This window comes from Enterobacter cloacae complex sp. CARB60 (assembly GCF_036487345.1).
Lineage (GTDB): Bacteria > Pseudomonadota > Gammaproteobacteria > Enterobacterales > Enterobacteriaceae > Enterobacter > Enterobacter asburiae_D.
The window spans coordinates 3,264,205-3,280,264 of record NZ_JAZKLC010000002.1; the positions used below are offsets into that span (position 1 = coordinate 3,264,205).

Here is a 16,060-nt window from a genome sequence, read left to right on the forward strand (position 1 = left end):
ATTGCATATGAAAACCCTGAAAAACTGGACCCTTGATACGCAGTCGGCAAACCATCTGGAACTGCTGATTGATAACCAGCACCGCCTGTGCCTGTACGTGCTGGAAGAGAACCTGTTCCGCGTGCTGATTAAGCGCAAAGGCGAGCTGGCGCTGGACCGCACCTGGAGCATCGCGCCGGAAAAAGACGTGCCCTGGGAAGGCCGCCGCCGTGACGACATAAGCGGTTTCTCCTGCCCGGCCTGGACGCTAATACAGCAGGGTGAGACGTTAACCGTGGCCACCGAACGGCTGCGCGTGACCGTCCACCAGCCGCTGTGGCTGGAGTGGCACTACCGCAATGAGGCGGGCGAGTGGCAGCCGCTGGTCAACGACCGTCCGACCAGCGCCTACCTGCTGAACGCCCACGGCGACGGCGTGGCGCACTATCTCAGCCGTCGTAAGGACGAGCGTTTCTACGGCCTGGGCGAGAAAGCGGGCGATCTGCAGCGCAACGGTAAACGCTACGAGATGCGCAACCTCGACGCGATGGGGTACAACGCGGCCAGCACCGACCCGCTCTACAAGCACATCCCGTTCACTATCGCCCGCCGCGACGACGTGAGTTACGGCCTGTTCTACGACAACCTGAGCAGCTGCTGGCTGGATCTGGGTAACGAAATCGACAACTATCACACCGCCTATCGTCGCTGGCAGGCGGAAGCGGGCGATATCGACTACTACATATTTACCGGCAAACGCGTGCTGGACGTCACCAAAGCCTTCGTGCGCCTGACCGGGAAAACGCTGTTCGGACCGAAATGGAGCCTGGGCTACAGCGGCTCGACCATGCACTACACCGACGCGCCGGACGCGCAAAACCAGCTGATGAACTTCATCCGCCTGTGCGAAGAGCACGCCATCCCGTGCGACTCGTTCCAGCTCTCCTCCGGCTATACCTCCATCAACGGCAAGCGCTACGTCTTTAACTGGAACTATGACAAGGTGCCGCAGCCGAAGGTGATGAGCCAGGCGTTCCACGACGCGGGGCTGCGGCTTGCGGCCAACATCAAGCCGTGCCTGCTGCAGGATCATCCGCGCTATAGCGAAGTGGCGGAAAGCGGTCTGTTCATTCGCGATTCAGAAACCGATGCACCGGAACGTTCCAGCTTCTGGGATGACGAAGGCTCGCACCTCGATTTCACCAACCCGCAGACGGTGCAGTGGTGGCAGAACGGCGTCACCACGCAGCTGCTGGAGATGGGTATCGACTCTACCTGGAACGACAACAACGAATACGAAGTGTGGGATGGGGAAGCGCGCTGCTTTGGCTTCGGCAAGGAGATCGCCATCAAGCACATTCGCCCGGTAATGCCGCTGCTGATGATGCGCGCCTCGCTGGAAGCGCAGCAGCGTTTCGCGCCGGAAAAACGTCCGTATCTCATCTCCCGCTCCGGCTGCGCCGGGATGCAGCGCTACGTCCAGACCTGGAGCGGCGACAACCGTACTAACTGGGACACCCTGCGCTATAACATCCGCATGGGGCTGGGCATGAGCCTGTCCGGGCTGTTCAACGTCGGTCACGACGTCGGCGGTTTCTCCGGCGACAAGCCGGACGCGGAGCTGTTCGTGCGCTGGGTGCAGAACGGCGTGATGCACCCGCGCTTTACCATTCACTCGTGGAATGACGATCGCACCGTGAACGAGCCGTGGATGTACCCGGGCGTCACGCCAGCCATTCGCGGCGCGGTTGAGCTGCGCTACCGCCTGCTGCCGTACCTCTACACCCTGCTGTGGCAGGCGCACGCCGACGACGAACCGATGCTGCGCCCGACCTTCCTCGATCACGAGCACGATGCGCAGACCTTTGAAGAGTGCGATGACTTCCTGCTGGGCCGCGATCTGCTGGTGGCCAGCGTGGTCGAAGCCGGGCAGCGCGAGCGCCGCGTCTGGCTGCCGGATAACGAAACCGGCTGGTACGATTTTTACACCCACGCGTGGTTCGCTGGCGGCCAGTCGATCGTTCTCGACGCGCCGCTGGAAAAACTGCCGCTGCTGGTGCGCGCCGGTGCCGGTCTGCCGCTGAGCGAACGCATTACCCACGTGTCCGCTGAAAAAGACAACACCCGCGAGCTGAAGCTGTTCCCGGTGAAGGGCGTCGGGACAACCTCGGGCATGCTGTTTGAAGACGACGGCGAAAGCTGGGGCTACCAGAACGGCAGTGCGCTGTGGGTGGAATGGGAAATGGTGTGCGATGGCGCAACCATCAACCTGAAGGTCAACGCGCGCGGGGATTATCGTCCGGCGTGGAAAGCGCTTAAGGTATCGCTGCCCGTAGGGGAAAAACGTACGCTGCTGGTGAATGGGGTTGAAGGGGGCGAGTGGGTGCTTTGAGCATTGCCGGGTGGCGGCTTCGCCTTACCCGGCCTACAAACTGACTCGTAGGCCCGGTAAGCGTAGCGCCACCGGGCTTTTTTTAGCCGTCGATACCTTTACTGCGCAGGTAATCTTCGTAGTTACCGGTGAAGTCCACCACGCGCTCTGGCGTAATCTCGATCACGCGGGTCGCCAGCGAGCTGACGAACTCGCGGTCGTGAGAGACGAAGATCAGGGTGCCCTGATACATCTCCAGCGCCATGTTCAGGGATTCAATAGATTCCATGTCCAGGTGGTTAGTCGGTTCGTCCATCACCAGGATATTCGGTTTTTCCATCATCAGCTTGCCGAACAGCATGCGGCCCTTCTCGCCACCGGAGAGCACTTTAGCCGGTTTTTTGATGTCGTCCTGGCTGAACAGCAGACGGCCCAGAATGCTGCGCACCGCCTGCTCGTCGTCGCCTTCCTGCTTCCACTGGCTCATCCAGTCGAAGACGGTCAGATCGTTTTCGAACTCGTATTCATGGTCCTGCGCGTAGTAGCCAATCTGCGCGTTTTCGGACCACTTCACGGTGCCGTTGTCCGGCTGCAGTTCGCCGACCAGGGTTTTCAGCATGGTGGATTTACCCACGCCGTTGGCACCGAGGATGGCAATCTTCTCGCCCACTTCCAGCAGCAGGTTGAATTTGTTAAACAGCGGGCCGTTCTCAAAGCCTTTTGCCAGGGCTTCCACTTCCAGCGCGTTACGGAACAGTTTCTTGTCCTGCTCGAAGCGGATGAACGGGTTCTGACGGCTGGAGGCTTTGACTTCGTCCAGCTTGATTTTGTCGATCTGACGCGCACGCGAGGTCGCCTGACGCGACTTAGAGGCGTTGGCGCTAAAGCGGCTGACGAAGGACTGCAGGTCAGCAATCTGTGCTTTCTTCTTGGCGTTATCCGCCAGCAGACGTTCACGCGCCTGGGTGGCCGCCGTCATGTATTCGTCGTAGTTGCCCGGGTACACGCGCAGCTCGCCGTAGTCCAGATCCGCCATGTGCGTACAGACCATGTTCAGGAAGTGACGGTCGTGCGAAATGATGATCATGGTGCTGTCGCGATCGTTCAGCGTCTGCTCCAGCCAGCGGATGGTGTCAATGTCCAGGTTGTTCGTCGGTTCGTCGAGCAGCAGGATGTCCGGGTTAGAGAACAGCGCCTGTGCCAGCAGCACACGCAGCTTCCAGCCTGGAGCCACTTCGCTCATTGGACCGTAATGCTGTTCAACCGGAATGCCTACGCCCAGCAGCAGCTCGCCCGCGCGCGCTTCCGCAGAGTAACCGTCCATCTCGCCGTACTGCGTTTCCAGCTCGGCCACTTTATAGCCGTCTTCTTCACTCATTTCAGCCAGCGCGTAGATGCGATCGCGCTCCTGCTTCACTTCCCACAGTTCCCCATGCCCCATGATCACGGTGTCAAGCACGGTGAACTCTTCGAAGGCGAACTGATCCTGACGCAGCTTACCGATACGCTCGTTAGGGTCGAGCGATACGTTGCCGAGCGTCGGCTCCAGGTCACCGCCGAGGATCTTCATAAAGGTGGATTTTCCGCTACCGTTGGCACCAATCAGGCCGTAACGGTTGCCGCCGCCAAATTTGACGGAAATGTTTTCGAACAGCGGCTTACTGCCAAACTGCATAGTGACGTTGCTGGTAACTAACACGGGGAGATTCCTGCGAAAAGTGTGATAAACACGGCATTATGCCACAATTCCGAATTGAGATCCCGTGTTGCGGCAATCCACTAAACTTTAACAAAATCGAAAAAAATGTGATTTCGTACACATCTGAATTCCCTGTGAGCGGGAATGCACATATAATGCGCTCCCATCACAGATTCAGACTTATCAACTCATCGCCGGAATGGCTTAGATACCTCGCACAACATGAACATGAAATTAACAACGCTTTTTGCGGCGGCGTTAGCCGTAGTAGGTTTTTGTAAGACCGCGTCTGCGGTGACGTATCCCCTGCCAACAGACGGTAGCCGTCTGGTAGGCCAGAACCAGGTTGTGACGGTACCAGAAGGTAACTCTCAGCCACTGGAGTATTTCGCTGCGCAGTACCAGTTGGGCCTGTCTAACATGCTGGAAGCGAACCCGGGCGTTGACCCGTATCTGCCAAAAGCGGGTACCGTGCTGAATATTCCTCAGCAGCTGATCCTGCCGGATACCGTTCATGAAGGTATCGTGATTAACAGCGCCGAAATGCGTCTGTATTACTACCCGAAAGGCACCAACACCGTTATCGTGCTGCCAATCGGTATCGGCCAGCTTGGTAAAGACACCCCAATGAACTGGACCACGAAGGTTGAGCGTAAGAAAGCGGGCCCAACCTGGACGCCGACTGCCAAAATGCACGCAGAATACATCGCTGCGGGCGAACCGCTGCCAGCCGTTGTGCCAGCCGGTCCGGATAACCCAATGGGTCTGTACGCGCTGTACATTGGCCGCCTGTACGCTATCCACGGGACCAACGCCAACTTCGGTATCGGCCTGCGCGTAAGCCACGGCTGCGTGCGCCTGCGTAACGATGACATCAAATTCCTGTTCGAAAACGTGCCGGTCGGTACGCGCGTGCAGTTCATCAACGAACCGGTGAAAGCGACCTCTGAGCCAGACGGCAGCCGCTACATCGAAGTGCACAACCCGCTGTCCACCAGCGAAGACCAGATCAACAACAACGAAATCGTCCCTGTTACGCTCAACAGCGCGGTGCAGGCGGTGACCTCTCAGCCAGACGTAGAAACGGCGATTGTTGACCAGGCCGTGCAGAACCGCTCCGGTATGCCGGTGCGTTTGAACTGATAGCGAAGCATTAAAAAAGCGGGCCTCGTTGCCCGCTTTTTTTTATCCGTTATTCACGATCACGATCCCGCCGTGGTCGTAGCGATAGTGGCAGTGCGCATACTCCAGCGGCGTGCCGTCCTCCAGATAAATCACCTGCTCTACTTCCAGTACGGGATCGGTCTGCTCGCAGACCAGATGCTCCCTGTCCAGCGCGTTGGGCTTAAGCGCCCGCACCACCCGGTACGACCCCATAATTTTCAGCCCCAGCGTCTCCTGCACGTACTGGAACACCGAACCTTCAAGATGGTTTTTCGTCAGGCCCGGCACCAGATTCATCGGCATCACCGTGGAGTCCAGAGACATGGGTTCGCCGTTCAGCAAACGGAGTCGAATGAAGTCATAGATCGGCGCATCGGCGTTAATCATCAGCGACGCCTGCTCTTTCTCGTTCGGAAAGCGCAGCTCGAAATGCACCACCCGGCTGGTCACCGTGCCCAGATGTTCCCAGGTTTTGGTCGCGCCAAAGTAGTCGCTGCCGGAAAGATCCCACTGCGAGAGCTGGAGGAAATTTTTACGGATGAACGTGCCCTGCCCCTGGCGGGTATAGACCAGACCTTCGACGATCAGCTGGCGCATCGCCTGCTGAATGGTCATCCGGCTGGTGCTGAACTCCGCCGCCAGCGCAAACTGGTCCGGCAGGGGTTCGTTGGCGGCGTACTGCTGGCTGATAATGCGTTTCTTAATTTCCCGCGCTATGGTGATGTACTTCGCCGCCATCGTCCTTCCTTTCAGTTAGTTTTCTATCCCGCTGTTTTTCAACGCCACTCGCTCGGCAATCTTGAGGAAAGGCAGGTAGAAGAATACACCAAATACAATGATTGCCAACTGCACCACCACCGCCCGCCAGTCCCCCGCCGTCGCCAGCCAGGCGCTGAGAATTGGCGGCGTGGTCCACGGGATCATCACCACGCAGCGCGACATTAACCCCAGCGTGGTACAGAGCCAGGCGAAGTAAATGCCGATGGCGGGCAGCAGCACAAACGGGATCATCAGCGGCAGGTTAAACACGATCGGCAGGCCGAAGATCACCGGCTCGTTAATGTTGAATAAACCGGGCGCCAGCGACAGCCGCGCCACCTGCTTCGCCGATTTTTGACGGGAGAAAATAAAGATGGCGATCAGCAGCGATATTGTGCTGCCCGTGCCGCCCACCATGCCAAACGTCGGCACGAAGATGTTATTGATGATATGCGGGATGGGCTGACCGTTGGCGAAGGCCAGCATGTTCTCGTTGGTGTTAATCAGCAGGAACGGCTCCAGCACCACGCTGTTAACGACAGACTGATGAATACCGAGCGTGAACAGGAAGTTACCGAAGCTGTAGATGAAGATTGTCCCCGGCAGGCTGGTGTTGATCAGCCGCAGCGGCTGCTGGATAAAGGTGGTAATAAGATGGATCAGGTCCGTGTGCAGCACGTTTGCCAGCACTGCCGCCAGCACCGCGAACAGGGAGAGCGTGAGGATGGTCGGGATCAGCGCGGTAAAGGATTTGCTCACCGCCGGAGGCACGTTTTCCCCGAGGGAAATGTGCAGCGCCTTCAGGCGCGAAATAGCGATAAACAGTTCCGTTGAGAGCAGCCCAATCAGCACCCCGGCGAAAATCCCGGTTGAGCCAATGTTGGCGAACGTCAGCACCTGGGTGACGTTCACCGCGGCGTCGCTGCCGACGGGCGTAAGCTGCAGGCGCATCGGCATCATGATGATGAAGCTGCTGACGGCGATGACCACTGCCGAGACCGGATTGTCGAAATCTTTGTTGCGCGCCAGCGACCAGGCAATCATCGGCGCCAGCAGCAGCGCGGCGATGTTCAGCGTGCCGTTGATAATCGCCTCGCCCCACACTTTGAAGTGTGCCAGCGTGTCGCCGTGAAAAATCCACGGAAACACCACGTTGTTCACCAGCACCGCCAGACCGGCGAGGATGAAAATGGGCATCACCGTGGCGAAGGCGTCGCGCAGGGAGCGCAGGTGCACCTGGTTTGCCAGGCGCGCCGAGAACTCGACAAATTTATCGACAAAGGACTGCATGTGCGGTGTTATTTTTGCTTCAGACATAGCGGATAGTTCCCATCAATCAGTCACAAAAACGGCCCGGCAGCGTACGGCTTACATCTCGCGTCCGTTAGTATGGATAACCTGTTTTAACCACGCGTAGCTCTTCTTCGGCACGCGCTTCAGGTCTTTCAGGTCGTGGTTTTCACGGTTGACATAGACCACGCCGTAGCGCTTACGCATGTCGCCCTGAGAGCTGAGAATGTCGATTAAGCCCCAGCCGAGGTAGCCGATCACCTCCGCCCCGTCCTCGAACATCGCCTCCTTCATGGCCTCGATATGCGCCCGGTGGTAGTCGATGCGGTAGGTGTCATCAATCGGGTTCACGCCGTCCCAGGACTCAATCACCCCAATGCCGTTCTCGATCGGGAATACCGGCAGGCGCCAGTCGTTGGCGTAGCGGGTGATGATGGTGCGAAAGCCCAGCGGATCGATCTGCCAGTTCCACTCGGTGGCCTTCAGGTACGGGTTGTTTTTCTCGCCGTGCAGCAGGTAATAGTTTACCGGCGTGCCTTCCGGGATCGCATCGCTGTCCAGCGTTTTGCTGGCATAGTAGCTGAAGGCCATATAATCGTTTCTGGTGCGCGCCAGCAGCGCTAAATCCTCGGCGCGATAGATATCGCCAAAGCCCTCCTGTTCCACCACCGCCATCACCGCAGGGCTGTAGCCCTGGCCGGCAAAGACGCGCAGCAGGTTCTGGTTGAGGAACTCGTCGTACTGCTGAGCGCAGAAGATATCGCGCGGTTTGCAGGTGGCCGGGTAGATCAGCTGGTGCGCCAGCATGCCGCCCATCAGCTGGCCGGGTTTTGTCTGGTGCAGATACTCGGTCAGCGCCATGTGCGCCACCATCGTATGGTGCTGCAGCTCGTAAAGCTCGCGCAGGGTTTTCTCGCCTTTCATATAGCCCGAAATACGGAACGCTTCCGGCATGTGGAAGATGTTCTGCTCGTTGAAGGTCAGCCAGTACTTCACGCGGTCGCCATAGCAGTCGATCATCTTTTTACCGTAGCGGATAAAGGCGTCCATCACGCGGCGGTCGTTGAAGCCGTTGTACTCCTGCGCCAGCGCCAGCGGCATATCGAAGTGGTAGAGGCAGATCACTGGCTCGATGCCGCGGGCGATCAGATCGTCGATAAAACGGTCGTAAAACGCGATGCCCTCGTCGTTAAAATCGCCGTCGCCCTGCGGGCAGACGCGGCTCCAGGAGATCTGGAAGCGGTAGCAGTTCATGCCCAGATCCTGCATCAGGTCGAAATCTTCCCGGTAGCGGTGGTAGGAGTCGGTCGCGACTTTCCAGTCGGAGATGTTCTCCCCGGCTTCGCGAATGTCGTACACCGACATCCCTTTCCCGCCCTCGTTCCAGGCCCCTTCCGTCTGCATGCTGGACACCGAGTTGCCCCATAAAAAGTTGGCCGGCAGCTGATTGTTCATGTTCTCTCCCTATATGACTAGTCATTTAAAATTTCATGACTAGTCATATAGGCGAAGATGAAAGGACGATCAAAGATGAGGATCGTTTTTTGTGAGGTGGATTGAAATAATGACCAGGGAAGTAGCCCCGGCAAGCGAAGCGCCACCGGGAAAAGGAAGGTTATTGTTGTGCAAGCTGATTGCGGCGATATTCTCCCTGGCGCTCCAGCATCCAGCCGGGATACTCGCGAGGCAGCGCGCTCACCGCATCAAGCTGTTTAAGCTCGTCTTCGCTTAAGCGGATCCCGGTCGCGGCGATATTGTCGTCCAGCTGATCGACGCGTTTCGCACCAATAATCACGCTGGTCACGGCTTTTTGATGCAGCAGCCAGGCCAGCGCGATTTGCGCGACGGAGACGCCCTTGCTTTCGGCAATCACGCGCATCACGTCCACGCAGTCGAAGGCGCGATCTTTATCCACCGGCGGGAAGTCGAACGCCAGACGGCGGCCACCGGCTTCACTCTGCCCGTCGCGGCCATATTTTCCGCTCAGCAGACCGCCCGCCAGCGGGCTCCAGACCATCAGCCCGACGCCTTCGCTCTGCATCATCGGCACCAGCTCACGCTCCAGATCGCGCCCGGCAATGGTGTAATACGCCTGCAACGACGCGAAACGCGCCAGCCCAAGACGTTCAGAAATACCGAGCGCTTTGGCAATCTGCCACGCCGCCCAGTTCGAGACGCCGATGTAGCGCACGTGGCCGTGCTGCACCAGGTTATCCAGCGCGTAGAGCGTCTCTTCAATCGGCGTTGCGGGGTCAAAGCCGTGAAGCTGGTAGAGATCGATATGATCGAGCTGCAGGCGGCGCAGGCTCTCCTTCACGCTGCTGACGATGTGATAGCGCGAGCTGCCGCGCGAGTTCACCCCTGCCGTTCCCGTTTCGCCGAACACTTTGGTGGCGACCACCACGTTCTCGCGCGGGATTTTCAGGTTTTTCAGCGCCTGACCGGTGATCTCCTCCGATCGTCCCTCCGAGTAAACGTCCGCGGTGTCGATAAAGTTGATCCCGGCATCCAGCGCGCGGCCCACCAGCTGCTCGGCCTCACTTTGCTGGAGCTGGCCAATCTTGCCCCACATGCCGCCCTCACCGCCGAAGGTCATGGTGCCGAGGCACAGTTCAGAAACGAACAGACCGGTGTTGCCCAGTTTTTGATAACGCATAAGTTATTCCTCGCATGTCGATTGGGTACCCGATAGTTATACCCGCCCCTCAGCCATCGCGAATGTGGCGTTCCTGTCCGTTTCTTGCCCAATCCTCTGAATATTTATCCGCGCGGGGCGTCGCCAAAGACGCTGTAGTCCGGTAATTGCACCTGCTGATACGGCTCCCAGCCGCCGCCGAGCGCCTTGTAGAGCGCCACCAGATCGAGCGCGCTCTGCACCTGCGCCTGTGCGCGCTGCTGCTGGGCCTGCGCCAGCTGACGCTGGGCGTCCAGCACGTCGATAAAGCTGGCAATCCCCTGTCGATAGCTGTCGCTTGCCAGGTCAAAGGCGTTTTGCAGGGCGTCGATCGTTTTTGCGAGACCCGCTTCACGCTGCTGGTCGGTGCGATAGCTCACCAGCGCGTTTTCAACATCGCCGAGCGCGGTCAGCACCGTCTGGCGATAGTCCAGCACCGCCGCACCCTGCTGCGCGCGCGCCACCTTCACGCTGGAGACCAGTCGACCGCCCTGGAAGATGGGAATAGAGACCTGCGGGCCGAAGCTGTAGAAGTGGCTGCTCCAGTCGGTCAGCCAGTTGGTTTCGCTGTTGCGCAGGCCAAACTGCCCGGAAAGCGTAAAGCTCGGGAACAGCTCCGCCACCGAAACGCCGATTTGCGCCGTGGCGGCGTGGAGGTTCGCCTCCGCTTCGCGCACGTCCGGACGGCGGCGCGCCAGCGTCGACGGAATGCCCGTTTGCACGATATCCGGCAGGGCAGGCATCGGCTGCACGCTTTGCAATTCCGCATCCAGCGCCCCCGGCGGCTTGCCGAGCAGGATCGCCAGGCCGTTCATCGCCTGCCGCTCCTGCGCCTGATATTGCGGAAGCTGTGCTTCAAGATTGCCTAACTGCGCCCGGGCGTTTTCCACGTCCATCTGCGGCGACAGCCCGCCCCGCTGGCGGCTTTCGGTCAGATCCAGCGTCTGCTGCGCGCTTTTAATCTGGGTGTTCAGCGTGGCGATAATGCTCTGCGCCCCGCGCAGCTGTAGCCACGCGCGCGCCACTTCGGCTTCCAGCGACACCAGCGCGTCGTTACGCTGCTCGATAGCCGCTTTCTGCTGCGCTTCGGCGGCTTCCACCTGACGACGCACCTTGCCCCACAGGTCGATTTCCCACTGGGCGTCGAAGCTGCCCTGGTAGAGATTAATCGGCTGCGTCAGCGGCCCCAGCGCGCCTTTCAGGTTGGGATCGATGCTATCCACCTGGTCGTAAACGCCGTGAGATTTCAGCTCCCCTTCCAGCCCAAGCTGCTGCCGCGTTGCCTGCAGATTGCCGTTGACCGACGGATAAAACGCCCCGCCCGCCTGGTTAATCTGTTCACGCGCCCCGGCGATGCGCAGCACCGTCTGCTGCAGCGTCAGGTTTCCGGCGATGGCGCGCTCAACCAGGCTGTCGAGCTGCGGCGAGCCGAAGGTCTTCCACCAGCGCGGGTTGGTCGCGGCGGAGGTGGTTTGCGACTTCACCGCGCTGTCGCCTTTATCGTTCCAGTGCGTGACGGAAGGTGGCGCGGGCTGCTGGTAGTCCGGCCCGACGGCGCAGCCCACCAGCAGCATCATTATCATCAGAGGGTGTAAACGTCTGTGTATCATCAATGTGCTCCTGCACTCCCCTCGCTCTTAACCGGCGAGAGCAACAAACAAAACGGAATCAGTAACAAGGCCACCGCGCTCAGGATGGTGAAGACGTCGATGTAGGCCAGAATGCGCGACTGCTCGATCATGGTCTGGTACATGCGCCCGGTGGCTATGCCGGTGGGATCGCCCACCTGCGTGGTGAAGTTTTGGATTGCCTGCGCGCTTTCGCGTATCGCCTGCTGGAACTGCTCGTTAAAGGGCGAGGCGTGGTACGCAAGGTGCGCGCTGTGCGCCTGCGCGCGTTCGGTAATGGCGGCCGTCGAGAGCGATATGCCAATCGAGCCCGCCACGTTACGGAACATGGTGAACAGCGCTGCCGCATCGGCGTTGAGCCGCCTCGGAATCGAAATAAAGGCAATGGTGGTCAGCGGCACAAACAGGAACCCCAGCCCAATCGACTGGGCGCTGCGGAACAGCACCAGCGTTTCGAAGTCGATATCCGGCGTCAGCGTGCGCGACCAGAAGAACGACACCGCCAGACAGGTAAAGCCAAAGGCAATAATCCAGCGCGTCTGCACCACCGGCATCAGCTTCAGCACCAGCGGAATGGTTAACACAATCAGCACCGCCCCGGGCGACAGCACCAGCCCGGACCAGGTGGCGGTATAGCCCAGGTCCTGCTGCGCAAGCTGCGGGATCACCACCGAGCTGCCGTAGAGGATCATCGCCATACCGGCCATCAGCAGGCTGGAAACGGCGAAGTTGCGGTCCTTCATGCAGTGCAGATCCACCACCGGCTTTTTGGCATACATCAGCCAGTAAATCGCACCAATGATGCCGATCAGCGTTAATACCGCGAAAGTGCGGGTAAAGTTCGAGTTAAACCAGTCTTCGTCTTCTCCCCGGTCGAGCATCACCTGCAGGCAACCGAGACCTAAGGCGATCAGGCCGATCCCCGTCCAGTCGATGCTCAGCTTCTCTTTTGATTTGCTCTCCCACGGCGGATCTTCCAGCAGCTGGTAGATCGCCAGCACCGTCACAATCCCCACCGGAATATTGATAAAGAACACCCAGCGCCAGGAGTAGTTGTCGGTGATCCAGCCCCCCAGCGTCGGGCCGAGCACCGGCGCAACGATGATGGCGATGGACGACAGCCCAAAGGCTTTTCCCCTGTCTTCGGGCTTGAAGTAGTCGAGCAGCACCGACTGCTGCGTGGGCTGTAGCCCACCGCCAAAGAAGCCCTGCATCACGCGGAACAGGATAATCTGCCACAGCTCCGTGGCGATGCCGCACAGGAACGAGCAGACGGTGAACATCACAATACAAATCAGGAAGAACTGCTTGCGGCCAAACACCCGGCTCAGAAACGCCGAGATGGGCAGCACGATGCCGTTCGCGACCAGATAGCTGGTTAACACCCAGGTGGATTCGTCATAGCTGGACGAGAGCGAACCCGCCACGTGGGGCAGCGCCACGTTGACGATGGTGGTGTCCAGAATTTCCATAAACACCGCCAGAGTGACGACAATCGCCACCGCCCACGGGTTGCTGGCGGGTTTCCAGCTGTCGTGGCTGTGATCCGTCATTCCACCGTCACCTTCGGTGCAACCGACAGCCCCAGCGGCAGCGGTTTGTTCGGATCGAGGCCTTTATCAATCACGATTTTGACCGGCACGCGCTGCACAATTTTGACGAAGTTACCGGTGGCATTTTCTGCCGGGAAGGCGGAGAAGCGTGAGCCGCTGCCCTGCTGGATACTGTCTACGTGGCCCTCAAGCTCCATATCCGGCCACGCGTCGACGGACACGGTGACCTTGTCGCCCGGCTTCATGCGCTCAAGCTGCGACTCTTTAAAGTTCGCAACCACCCACACGTTCGGGGAAACCAGCGAGAACAGCGCCGTTCCCGCCTGCACCAGCGTGCCGGGCTGCACGTTGCGTTTAGTAACAACGCCGTCGAACGGGGCGCGGACTTCAGTGTAAGAGAGGTTTAGGTTGGCGGTTTCCAGCTGCGCTTTAGCCTGATCGACCTGACGCTCGCGCGCTTCAACGTTGGTTTCCTGCTGGCGGATTTGCAGCTGTACCTGCTCCGCCACTTCCAGCTGCGCCTGGGCGCTCGCCAGCCCTGCCTGGGCGCTACGCAGCTGCGCATTCGCAGAATCAATACTTTGCTGAGTGGTCGCGCGCGGGTCGACGCCGCGCTGGCGGCGGTACTCCGCCTGTGCGTTTGCCATATCGGCCTGCGCTTTCAGCACCTGCGCTTTGGCTTCGTCACGCTGGGCGGGATATTGCACCTTCGAGAGCGCCAGCTGCGCCTGCGCCTGATGCAGCTGAGCAAGCGCCAGCCCAAGCTGCGCCTGGGCCTGATCGCGCTGCGCGGTGGTATCACGCGGATCGATAACCACCAGCAGATCCCCTTTCTTCACGCGCTGGTTATCGCGCACGCGAAGCTCGGTGACGTATCCCGCCGTTTTGGGGGCAATGGTCACCACGTCACCGTCGGTAAAGGCGTCGTCGGTCGTCTCTTCGTTACGGGTTAAAATCCACCAGACCAGCGCCACGACGACCATTACCACCACGACAATGCCGAGGATAATTAACGGTTTCTTGCCCGGGCGCTTACGCTCATTATTGTTTTTGGCCTGCTCGTCAGCAGGCGGGTTTTGATCTTCAGCCATAGGTCAGCAACGGTCCTGTCAGTGAGCGGCATCACACTATGCCGTTCACTAAAGCTAGGACGTTGCTATACGTTTGCCAGGAAAAACTGACAAATTGCGCACTATATGAGAAGGAATAGTCCGAAACCGATCGCCGCGGCCCAAACCAGCATTGGAATCGACCAGATGTGGAAACGCCACCAGATACGACGGTCGTTGGCCATACGCAGGGCAATCAGGTTTGCCAGCGAACCGGGCAGCAGCCCAAACCCGCCGATGTTCACCGCCCAGGCCAGAAGCGTATCGGGCGGAACATAGTTGAGCAGCAGAATGGTGGAAGGCACGTTGCTGATAAACTGCGACAGGCCAATCGCCGTCAGCCACAGTCCCGGCTGAGACAGCGTGCTGACGCTGTGCAGCACGTTTTGCAGCACCGGAAGCTGAATAAGAAGATGCACATCAATAAACATCGCCATAAAGACCAGCAGAAGCGTCCAGTCCACGCTCACCAGCACGCGACGCGCCAGGACGACAAACCCTGCGGCAACGAGCAGGACGCCCGCCAGCTCATACTTCAGCTCCAGCGCGAGCAGAAAGACGATGTATAACCCGAGACAGCTCCAGACCAGACGAGGCTGCCACTGCGGGCCGGTTGTTCCACTGTGGTACTGCAGCTTTTTATCAGGAAACGCAAACCAGCACACCGCCATCAGCGACAGCATCATCACCAGCGCCAGAGGGGCCATCTGCCAGGTAAAGGCGGCGAACGACAGACCGGAACGTCCCCAGAGAAGGATATTTTGCGGGTTGCCGATTGGCGTCAGAAGTGAGCCTGCATTGACGGCTAGCGCTTCAAAGATGATCAAGCGGCTTACCGGGATCTCGCACAGCTTACGCAGCGTAAGCGTGAGGGGCACGATGATAAACAGCGCCACATCGTTGGTCAGAAACGTCGACAGCACCGCGGCGGAGAACACCATAAACAGGGACAGCCTGCGTTCGGTGGCAAAGCGGCGCACCATTTTACGTCCCAGGACGTCAAAATAGCCGCTTAGCTCGACCCCTTTGGTGAGCATCATCAGGCCGCTCAGGGTAATGATGGTGCGCCAGTCAATCGCGGCGGGCCAGGCGTGTGGGGCAAACGGCACAAAGAGGCTTAACGCTGCGCCAATAAGTAATAAGAGATGGAAGAAACGATCGCGTGCCAGGGCCTGCAGTCCAGGAATTTTCATTCAGCGGAGGGACCATATTTCAGCGTAAACTCACGAAACTTCACCAGCGTCTCTTCGCTAACGTGGTGTTCCATTCCTTCCGCATCCCGGCGGGCGATCTCCGGGCTGACGCCCAGCACCAGTAAAAAATTCTCGACAAGCTGATGGCGCTCGCGGCTCTCCTGCGCGAGCTTCTCCCCTTCCGGCGTCAGAAAAACACCGCGCCAGGGGATCATTTCAATTAAGCCCACGGAGGCCAGGCGTTTTAACATTTTAGCGACAGTTGGCTGTGAAACCCCCAGCCTGGCGGCCATATCGACCTGACGCGCTTCCCCGACCTCGCGGATCAGATCGGAAATGAGTTCGACATAATCGTCAATCAGCTCACGCCGGTGCGCTTCACGGACCTGGCGAAAACCTTCGACATGTTCTTCAACATTCACCAGTTGCGTCGTTTTCCTCATTGTTGGCTTACCTGCGCGACGGTTCATTGTACTTCCTCAGTGGGGTGACGCTTCCAGCGCCCGGTATCGAGAGCGCACATTGTAAACCATCCCTTCACAAGCACAAAAAATTAACGAAATAGCCATAGCTATACAATATAGCCTGTGCTATATCTGTATGTAATGCAGTCACCCTTCACGGATCGAAGGGATCAAAAA

At 58.9% G+C, this 16,060-nt stretch carries 12 protein-coding genes; 2 read left to right on the top strand and 10 right to left on the bottom strand.

The features are described from left to right. Positions 1-7 precede the first annotated feature (7 nt). Positions 8-2,371, top strand: a complete 2,364-nt coding sequence (locus tag V4835_RS16740; protein ID WP_331412925.1) for a glycoside hydrolase family 31 protein — start codon at positions 8-10, stop codon at positions 2,369-2,371. Between the two features lie 82 nt (positions 2,372-2,453). Here the strand turns inward: V4835_RS16740 and V4835_RS16745 are convergent, their stop codons facing one another. Beyond that, positions 2,454-4,049: an ABC-F family ATPase gene (locus V4835_RS16745; RefSeq protein ID WP_063143084.1), complete on the bottom strand. Its 1,596-nt coding sequence runs from the start codon at positions 4,047-4,049 to the stop codon at positions 2,454-2,456. A gap of 222 nt (positions 4,050-4,271) precedes the next feature. On the opposite strand from V4835_RS16745, the gene ldtB reads away from it, so the two are divergent. Beyond that, entirely contained in the window at positions 4,272-5,192 is a 921-nt protein-coding gene (gene ldtB, locus V4835_RS16750; RefSeq protein ID WP_029740604.1) for a L,D-transpeptidase, read from the top strand. 42 nt (positions 5,193-5,234) lie between these two features. Here ldtB and V4835_RS16755 read toward each other — a convergent pair whose 3' ends face one another. The 9 genes from V4835_RS16755 to mntR all read right to left on the bottom strand — a co-directional run bounded on the left by V4835_RS16755 (position 5,235) and on the right by mntR (position 15,889). Next, positions 5,235-5,951 carry a GntR family transcriptional regulator gene (locus V4835_RS16755; RefSeq protein ID WP_121425670.1) on the bottom strand — a complete coding sequence of 239 codons (717 nt, stop codon included), beginning with the start codon at positions 5,949-5,951 and terminating at the stop codon, positions 5,235-5,237. A gap of 15 nt (positions 5,952-5,966) precedes the next feature. After that, a complete protein-coding gene (locus tag V4835_RS16760; protein ID WP_320709427.1) occupies positions 5,967-7,289 on the bottom strand; it encodes a PTS sugar transporter subunit IIC in 1,323 nt (440 codons plus the stop codon). A gap of 51 nt (positions 7,290-7,340) precedes the next feature. Next, positions 7,341-8,717 (bottom strand): glycoside hydrolase family 1 protein, encoded by a 1,377-nt coding sequence (locus tag V4835_RS16765; RefSeq protein WP_331412926.1) that lies wholly within the window; start codon positions 8,715-8,717, stop codon positions 7,341-7,343. A gap of 160 nt (positions 8,718-8,877) precedes the next feature. Beyond that, positions 8,878-9,918 carry an aldo/keto reductase gene (locus V4835_RS16770; protein ID WP_331412927.1) on the bottom strand — a complete coding sequence of 347 codons (1,041 nt, stop codon included), beginning with the start codon at positions 9,916-9,918 and terminating at the stop codon, positions 8,878-8,880. A gap of 104 nt (positions 9,919-10,022) precedes the next feature. Beyond that, positions 10,023-11,546, bottom strand: coding sequence for an efflux transporter outer membrane subunit (locus V4835_RS16775; RefSeq protein ID WP_331412928.1), 1,524 nt, complete (start codon positions 11,544-11,546; stop codon positions 10,023-10,025). Beyond that, positions 11,546-13,117: a DHA2 family efflux MFS transporter permease subunit gene (locus V4835_RS16780; protein WP_063143090.1), complete on the bottom strand. Its 1,572-nt coding sequence runs from the start codon at positions 13,115-13,117 to the stop codon at positions 11,546-11,548. The genes V4835_RS16775 and V4835_RS16780 overlap by 1 nt, the downstream gene beginning before the upstream one ends. Next, positions 13,114-14,208 carry an HlyD family secretion protein gene (locus V4835_RS16785; protein WP_331412929.1) on the bottom strand — a complete coding sequence of 365 codons (1,095 nt, stop codon included), beginning with the start codon at positions 14,206-14,208 and terminating at the stop codon, positions 13,114-13,116. The genes V4835_RS16780 and V4835_RS16785 overlap by 4 nt, the downstream gene beginning before the upstream one ends. Before the next feature lie 101 nt (positions 14,209-14,309). Further along, positions 14,310-15,419: an anion transporter gene (locus V4835_RS16790; RefSeq protein WP_331412931.1), complete on the bottom strand. Its 1,110-nt coding sequence runs from the start codon at positions 15,417-15,419 to the stop codon at positions 14,310-14,312. After that, the gene (gene mntR, locus V4835_RS16795; protein WP_023335001.1) at positions 15,416-15,889 is read right to left on the bottom strand and encodes a manganese-binding transcriptional regulator MntR; all 474 of its coding nucleotides are present in this window, start codon (positions 15,887-15,889) and stop codon (positions 15,416-15,418) included. The genes V4835_RS16790 and mntR overlap by 4 nt, the downstream gene beginning before the upstream one ends. Positions 15,890-16,060: the final 171 nt, after the last annotated feature.

Coding starts and splice junctions, on each gene's coding strand:
- V4835_RS16760 (WP_320709427.1), bottom strand. CDS start 7,289: ATGTCTGAAGCAAAAATAACACCGCACATGCAGTCCTTTGTCGATAAA.
- V4835_RS16740 (WP_331412925.1), top strand. CDS start 8: ATGAAAACCCTGAAAAACTGGACCCTTGATACGCAGTCGGCAAACCAT.
- V4835_RS16775 (WP_331412928.1), bottom strand. CDS start 11,546: ATGATACACAGACGTTTACACCCTCTGATGATAATGATGCTGCTGGTG.
- V4835_RS16755 (WP_121425670.1), bottom strand. CDS start 5,951: ATGGCGGCGAAGTACATCACCATAGCGCGGGAAATTAAGAAACGCATT.
- V4835_RS16785 (WP_331412929.1), bottom strand. CDS start 14,208: ATGGCTGAAGATCAAAACCCGCCTGCTGACGAGCAGGCCAAAAACAAT.
- V4835_RS16770 (WP_331412927.1), bottom strand. CDS start 9,918: ATGCGTTATCAAAAACTGGGCAACACCGGTCTGTTCGTTTCTGAACTG.
- ldtB (WP_029740604.1), top strand. CDS start 4,272: ATGAACATGAAATTAACAACGCTTTTTGCGGCGGCGTTAGCCGTAGTA.
- mntR (WP_023335001.1), bottom strand. CDS start 15,889: ATGAACCGTCGCGCAGGTAAGCCAACAATGAGGAAAACGACGCAACTG.
- V4835_RS16765 (WP_331412926.1), bottom strand. CDS start 8,717: ATGAACAATCAGCTGCCGGCCAACTTTTTATGGGGCAACTCGGTGTCC.
- V4835_RS16780 (WP_063143090.1), bottom strand. CDS start 13,117: ATGACGGATCACAGCCACGACAGCTGGAAACCCGCCAGCAACCCGTGG.
- V4835_RS16790 (WP_331412931.1), bottom strand. CDS start 15,419: ATGAAAATTCCTGGACTGCAGGCCCTGGCACGCGATCGTTTCTTCCAT.